The sequence below is a fragment of the Achromobacter sp. 1011791174 genome (genome assembly GCF_059760925.1).
This window is the reverse complement of sequence record NZ_JCBANH010000034.1, coordinates 51828-58372: the sequence shown is the minus strand read 5'-3', so window position 1 is coordinate 58372 and position 6545 is coordinate 51828. Positions and strand designations below refer to the sequence as shown.

Genomic DNA, 6545 nt, shown 5'->3' with positions numbered 1-6545 from the left:
CGCCCGGCAGGCAGGGCGCCGCCGGCAAGGACGCCGGCGGCAAGACCTATGTGCTGGCGCATGGCTCCTGGCATGGCGGCTGGTGCTGGCGGCCGGTGGCCGAGCGCCTGGCGGCGGCAGGCCACCGGGTGTACGCGCCCAGCTATACCGGCATGGGCGACCGCGCCCACCTGCTGTCCCGCAGCATCACCATCGATACCTTCGTCGAGGACCTGGTGCAGGTCATCCAGACCGAGGAGCTGAACGACGTGATCCTGGTGGGCCACAGCTTCGGCGGCATCCCGATCACGGGCGTGGCCGACCGGATCCCGGAACGACTGGCGCACCTGGTGTACTTCGACGCGATCGTGCTGCAAAGCGGCCAGAACGCGTTCTCGGTCTATCCGCAGGCCGACGCCGACGCGCGCATCGCGGCGGCCTCCAAGGCCACCGACGGGCTGGCGGTGCCGATCCCGGATCCGATTCCCGCGGCCTGGGGTTTCAAGGAAGGCAGCGCCGACCACGCCTGGGTCAAGCGCCGCCTGACCGCGCATCCGCTGGCCAGCTACACCACGCCGCTCACGCTCAAGCATCCGATCGGCAACGGCCGGCCGCGCACCTACATCCATTGCACCCAGCCCGAGCTGGGCGTGCTGGAAGCGTCGCGCAAGCTGGTCAAGTCGCAGCCGGGCTGGAACTGGGTGGACCTGGCCGCGCCGCACGAGGCGCACATCACGCATCCGGATCAGTTCTCGGCCCTGCTGCTGGGCCTGTCCTGAGGCGGGAAGGGCCGGCCCGTCCGCTCAGACGGCGCCGGCCTGGCGCTTGCGGCAGGCCGAGGGCGCCATGCCCTCGGCGCGCTGGAAGGCGCGGCTGAAGGCCGCCTGCGACTGGTAGCCCACGCGCTCGGCGGCTTCCTGGATGCCCGCGCCTTGTTCCAGCAGCCTGCGGGCGGCGCGCATGCGCAGTGCCTGCAGCAGCTGGGCGGGCGTGGTGCCGCTGTGCAGCGTGAAACGGCGGTGGAAGGTGGCCTTGGACATGTGCAGCCGGTCGGCCATGTCCTGCAGGCTCCAGGGCAGCGCCGGCTCGGCCAGGATGGCCTGCAGCAGCCCGGCCATGGCCGGGTCGCGCGCCAGCACCAGCAGGCCGTGCGCTTGCGGATCGCGCGCCGCCAGATGGCGCAGCATGAAGAAGATGAGCAGGTCCGTCAGCCGTTCCAGCACCAGCGGCGAGGCGGCCGGATCGGCGGTCTCGTCCAGGATCAGCTGGAACACGCCGCGCGCGGCGGCATAGCGCGCGTCGCTGGCGCGCAATAGCAGATAATCGGGCAGGGCGTCGGCCAGCAGGCCGTCCAGCCCGGAACGGAATTCGAAGAAGCCGCAGGCCAGGCCGGTGCCATCGGGCTGGCGCGGTTCCAGCGGCTGCATGCCCCGGGACGGGGTGGCGGGCGGGGCGCCGGCGGGCATCAGCGTGTGCGGCAGGTCGCGCAGGAAGAAGATGCCGTCGCCGGCGGCCAGCGCCAGGCTTTCGGTTGCCAGGTCCACGCGGCAATCGCCGTGCAGGATCAGGTGGAAGCTGGCGCGCGCGCGGCCGCTGGTGCTGGCGTTCCAGGCGCCGCAATACTGGCCCAGGTGATAGAGGCTGGAGCGCACGTCCAGGCTGGACAGCAGTAGCGCGTCGGCGGCGGATCGGTCGTGGGCGGGTTGGGACAAGGCGTTGTGGACCGCCGGACCATCTGATATGGTCGCGGCGCAATAGCAGTTTGAGAGGATGATGCGCCATGCGCCCGGGTTATAAGCGCATAGCTGAAAGTCGATAAGTTCGAGCATCAAGTTGCGATCAGCGGGCATTGTCGCCCGCCGCCGGGCATACGCACAATACGGTTTTGCCATCCGCACCTGGAGATCCCCATGGCCCGTCTGACCATCCATACCGCGCAAAGCGCGCCCGAAGCCGTCCGTCCCGCCCTGAGCGCCGCCGAACAGGGCGCCGGCTACCTGTCGAACCTGCTGGGCGTGCTGGCCAATGCGCCGGCGGCCCTGGAGGCCTACCAGACGCTGTCGCAGATCAACGCCCGCGCCGGGCTGACGCTGCAGGAGCGCGAAGTGGTGCAACTGGTGGCCGGCACGCGCCACGGTTGCACCTTCTGCGTGGCCGGCCATACGGCGCTGGCCCGCAACAAGGCCAAGCTCTCGCCCGAGGTGGTCGAGGCGCTGCGCGCCCAGGGCACGCTGCCCGACGCGCGGCTGCAGGCGCTGGCCGCCTTCACCGAGGCCGTCATCAACACGCGCGGCCGCGTCAGCGACGCCGAGCTGCAGGCGCTGCGCGAGGCCGGCTACACCGACGGCAACGCGCTGGAAGTGATCGTCGGCGTGGGCCTGGCCACCATCTGCAATTTCGGCAACAACCTGGCGCAGACGCCGCTCAACACGCAACTGGCCGACTACGCCTGGAGCCCCAAGCAATGACGGCGACGCAGGCGCTTACCGATACCGGCGCCCGTTCCTGGCTGCCGGCCGAGCTGCGCGACTGGCTGGACGCGCATGCCCAGGCGCTGGACGAAGGCGCCGAGGATCCCGCCTCGGTCCTGCCCAGGCTGGCCGAGGCCGGCGTGTTCCGGCTGGGCGTGCCCGCCAGCCAGGGCGGCCTGGAAGGCAGCGATGCCGGCGACGCCATCGAGGCGGTGTCGCAGCTGGCCGAGCATTCCGTGGCGGCGGCCTTCGTGGCCTGGGGCCAGCGCGTCTTCATCGAATACCTGCTGCACAGTCCGAACCAGGCGCTGGCGCGCGACTGGACCGGCCCGCTGCTGCGCGGCGAGCTGGCCGGCGCCACGGCGCTGTCCAACGCCATGAAATTCCTCAGCGGCATCGAGTCGCTGCAGATCTCGGCGCGCCAGGACGGCGACGACTGGGTGCTGGACGGCCGCATGCCCTGGGTCACCAATCTGCGCCCGGACGGCTTCCTGGTGGCGGCGGCCGTGACCGCGCCGGACGGCACGCCGGCCGTGGTGGCGCTGCCGCAGGGCATCGCCGGCCTGACGCGCAGCGCCGACCTGCGCCTGCTGGGCCTGCAATCGAGCAACACGGCGGCGCTGGAAGTGAAGGGCGTGCGCATCAGCCCGCGCTGGCTGATCCACGCCGATGCCCGCCAGTACCTGCCGCAGGCGCGGCCGGCCTTCGCCGGGCTGCAATGCGGCCTGTCCATCGGCCTGGCCCGGCGCGCGCTGCGCCAGGCCGCGACGGCGGGGCAGGGGCAGGGCGCGCGCGGCATCCTGGCCGAGCCGCTGGCGCAGTTGCAGGCCCAGGTCGAATACCTGTCGGACCAGCTCATCGCCGGCGTGCGCGAGGGCCGCTACGTGGCCGAGCCCTGGCTGCTGTTCGAGGTCCGCATCGCGCTGGCCGAGGCGGCGCAGCAGGCGGTGCAGCTGGAGCTGCAGGCCAGCGGCGGCGCGGCCTACCTGAAGCCGGCCGGCGATGGCTTCGCGCGGCGCTGGCGCGAGGCCGCCTTCCTGCCCATCGTCACGCCCAGCCTGGTGCAGCTGAAGACCGAGCTGGCCAAGCGCCGCGCCCGGCTGGCCGCCGAGGCGGCGGCATGAGTGGCGACATGAGCGGCCGCGTGCCGGTGCTGCGCGCGCGCGGCTTGACGCTGCGCTATCCGGGCGCCGACGCCGCCGTGTTCCAGGACGTGAACCTGGACCTGGCGCGCGGCGAGGTGCTGGCCGTGCTGGGCGCCAGCGGGGCCGGCAAGTCCAGCCTGCTGCGCGTGCTGGCCGGGCTGCAGGCGCCCAGCGCCGGCGCGCTCGACATGGAAGGCCAGCGGCTGGCCGGCGTGCATCCGCGCGTGGCCGTGGCGTTTCAGGATCCGGGCCTCTTGCCCTGGCTGACGCTGGAACGCAACGTGGCCTTCGGCCTGGACTTCAAGCATCAGCCGGCGCTGGATGCGCGCGAGCGCGCGCGGCGCGTGGACCTGGCCATCGAGGAAGTCGGCCTGTCGCACGCCCGCCAGCTGCGGCCGGCCCAGCTGTCCGGCGGCATGGCGCAGCGCACAGCGCTGGCGCGCTGCCTGGCCCGCCAGCCGGCGGTGCTGCTGCTGGACGAGCCGTTCGGGGCGCTGGACGAGGTCACGCGCGCCGAAATGCAGACGCTGCTGCGCAAGGTGGTGGCCGACGTCGGCGCCGCCGCGCTGCTGATCACCCACGATATCGACGAGGCGCTGCTGCTGGCCGACCGCATCGTGCTGCTGGGCGGCGCGCCCGGCGGCGTGCTGGGCGAATGGGCCGTGGACCTGCCGCAGCCGCGCGCCGACCTGCTGCCCGAAATGGGCGCGCTGCGCCTGGAAATACTGTCCCGCCTGCGCGGCGCGCTGCGGGCCGGACGCGCGGCGTCCGAACCGGCGGTACCTGTTTGACCCCTCATCAGAGCAAGACACAAGGAGCCTAGGAATGTGCCTGGAACACATGTCGCGTCGCGACTGGTTGAAACTGACGGCGCTGCTGAGCGCGGGCGGGGCGGCGTCGTTGCTGTCCGCCTTCAATGCGCGCGCCCAGGCCGAGCCCGACGCGCCGGTGCGCATCGGCTATCTGCCGATCACCGACGCCGCGCCGCTGCTGGTGGCGCACAACAACGGCCTGTTCGACAAGGCCGGCGTCAAGGCCGAGAAGCCCACGCTGCTGCGCAGCTGGGCGCAGGTGATCGAGGCCTTCATCTCGGGACAGGTCAACGTGGTGCACCTGCTGTCGCCCATGACCGTCTGGGCGCGCTTCGGCAGTCAGGTGCCGGCCAAGGTGGTGGCCTGGAACCACGTCGGCGGCTCGGGCCTGACGGTGACGCCGGAGATCAACAGCGTCAAGGACCTGGGCGGCAAGACCGTGGCGATCCCGTTCTGGTATTCCATCCATAACGTGGTGCTGCAATACCTGCTGCGCGAGAACGGCCTGACGCCGGTGTCGCGCAAGGACGGCGCGCCGGCGGCGGGCGAGGTCAACCTGATCGTGATGGCGCCGGCCGACATGCCGCCGGCGCTGGCGCAGAAGCGCATCGCCGGCTACATCGTGGCCGAGCCCTTCAATGCGGCGGCCGAGACGCTGGGCGTGGGCAAGGTGCTGCGCTTCACCGGCGACGTCTGGCGCAACCACGCCTGCTGCGTGGTGTTCATGCACGAGCGCGACCTGGAGCAGCGGCCGCAGTGGTCGCAGAAAGTGGTGGACGCCATCGTCCAGGCCCAGCTCTGGATCCGCGACAACCGCGAGGAAACCGCCAGGCTGCTGTCCAAGGAAGGCATCAACCGCTACACGCCGCACGGCCTGCCGGCCCTGAGCAAGGTGCTGGCGCCGCCGCCCGAGGACCGCGAGCGCTACCTGGCCAGCGGCGCGATCCGCCATGGCGACTGGGACGAGCGACGCATCGACTTCCAGCCCTATCCCTTCCCGAGCTACACCGAGGAACTGGTGCGGCGGCTGCGCGACACGCTGATCGAGGCCGACCGGGGCTTCCTGGCGACGCTGGATCCGGCGCGCGCGGCCGCCGAGCTGGTCGACGACCGCTACGTCAGGCGCGCCATCGAGGCCGCCGGCGGATTGGGGCGCTTCGGCTTTCCCGAGAGCTACGTCCGCAGCGAGCAGGTGCAGGCGTGAGCGGGACGCCGTCCACGGCGGCGGGCGCGGCCCCGGCCGCCTCGGGGTCGGGCGCCGTGGCGCCTGCCGCGCGCGCCCGTGCCAGCACCCGGCCGCCGGGACTGGCGAGCCGCGCCGGCCTGGGCGTGCTGGGGCTGGCGGTCGTGGCGCTGGCCTGGTGGCTGTGCACCGCCGTGCTGCCGGCCGAAGGCGCGATGGCGCGGCGTTTCGCGCCCGGTCCGACCTTGAGCGCGCTGGCCATGCTGTTGACCGGCCCGGACCTGCCCGCCCATATCCTGGTCAGCCTGCGCCGCATCGCGGTGGGCCTGGGGCTGGCGCTGGCCGTGGGCGTGCCGCTGGGGCTGGCCATCGGCAGCTTCCGGCGGCTGGAGGCGGCGCTGTCGCCCGCCATGCAGTTCCTGCGCATGATCTCGCCGCTGTCCTGGATGCCGATCGCCGTGATGGCCTTCGGCGTGGGCGATGATCCGGTGTACTTCCTGCTGGCCTTCGCCGCCGTCTGGCCCATCGTGCTCAACACCGCCGCCGGCGTGCATCACCTGGATCCGCGCTGGCTGCTGCTGGCGCAGAGCGTGGCCGCGACCCGCTGGGAAACGCTGCGCCACGTGATCCTGCCGGGCGTGCTGGGCCATATCCTGACCGGCCTGCGGCTGGCCATCGGCATCCTGTGGATCGTGCTGGTGCCCTGCGAGATGCTGGGCGTGTCGGCCGGCATGGGCTATTTCATCCTGGATACGCGCGACCGGCTGGCCTATCCCGAGTTGATGGCGATGGTGCTGTTGATCGGCCTGCTGGGCTTCCTGCTGGACGCGGCGGCGCGGGCGCTGTATCGGCGCTGGAGCCGTTAGGGGCAGGCCGCGACGGGGCGCGTTTCGCTATTCGGGCCATAGCCTGTACGCTATGGCCCCATCCCGCGCGGCGCTCCGGCGGCGCATTC

The 6545-nt window shown here is 72.2% G+C and carries 7 protein-coding genes; 6 read left to right on the top strand and 1 reads right to left on the bottom strand.

Going from position 1 to position 6545, the window contains the following annotated elements:
• A partial coding sequence (locus AC6LJ5_RS14195) for an alpha/beta fold hydrolase (protein WP_498140793.1) occupies positions 1 to 758 on the top strand: 758 nt, incomplete at its 5' end.
• A 24-nt stretch (positions 759 to 782) separates the two neighbouring features.
• Here AC6LJ5_RS14195 and AC6LJ5_RS14190 read toward each other — a convergent pair.
• On the bottom strand, positions 783 to 1691 hold the full coding sequence (locus AC6LJ5_RS14190; RefSeq protein WP_498140792.1) for a cupin domain-containing protein: 909 nt from the start codon (positions 1689 to 1691) through the stop codon (positions 783 to 785).
• Positions 1692 to 1889: 198 nt separating this feature from the next.
• On the opposite strand from AC6LJ5_RS14190, the gene AC6LJ5_RS14185 reads away from it, so the two are divergent.
• Genes AC6LJ5_RS14185 through AC6LJ5_RS14165 form a run of 5 tightly spaced genes read left to right on the top strand, consistent with a single transcriptional unit; the run spans position 1890 to position 6456 of the window.
• Positions 1890 to 2447 (top strand): carboxymuconolactone decarboxylase family protein, encoded by a 558-nt coding sequence (locus AC6LJ5_RS14185; RefSeq protein ID WP_103274283.1) that lies wholly within the window; start codon positions 1890 to 1892, stop codon positions 2445 to 2447.
• Positions 2444 to 3574, top strand: a complete 1131-nt coding sequence (locus tag AC6LJ5_RS14180; RefSeq protein ID WP_103274284.1) for an acyl-CoA dehydrogenase family protein — start codon at positions 2444 to 2446, stop codon at positions 3572 to 3574. The genes AC6LJ5_RS14185 and AC6LJ5_RS14180 overlap by 4 nt, the downstream gene beginning before the upstream one ends.
• Positions 3571 to 4386: an ABC transporter ATP-binding protein gene (locus AC6LJ5_RS14175; protein ID WP_233772423.1), complete on the top strand. Its 816-nt coding sequence runs from the start codon at positions 3571 to 3573 to the stop codon at positions 4384 to 4386. Before AC6LJ5_RS14180 ends, AC6LJ5_RS14175 begins: the two co-directional genes overlap by 4 nt.
• Before the next feature lie 34 nt (positions 4387 to 4420).
• Entirely contained in the window at positions 4421 to 5611 is a 1191-nt protein-coding gene (locus AC6LJ5_RS14170) for an ABC transporter substrate-binding protein (RefSeq protein WP_498140791.1), read from the top strand.
• Positions 5608 to 6456: an ABC transporter permease gene (locus AC6LJ5_RS14165; protein ID WP_199770854.1), complete on the top strand. Its 849-nt coding sequence runs from the start codon at positions 5608 to 5610 to the stop codon at positions 6454 to 6456. The genes AC6LJ5_RS14170 and AC6LJ5_RS14165 overlap by 4 nt, the downstream gene beginning before the upstream one ends.
• The last annotated feature ends 89 nt before the right edge of the window (positions 6457 to 6545 follow it).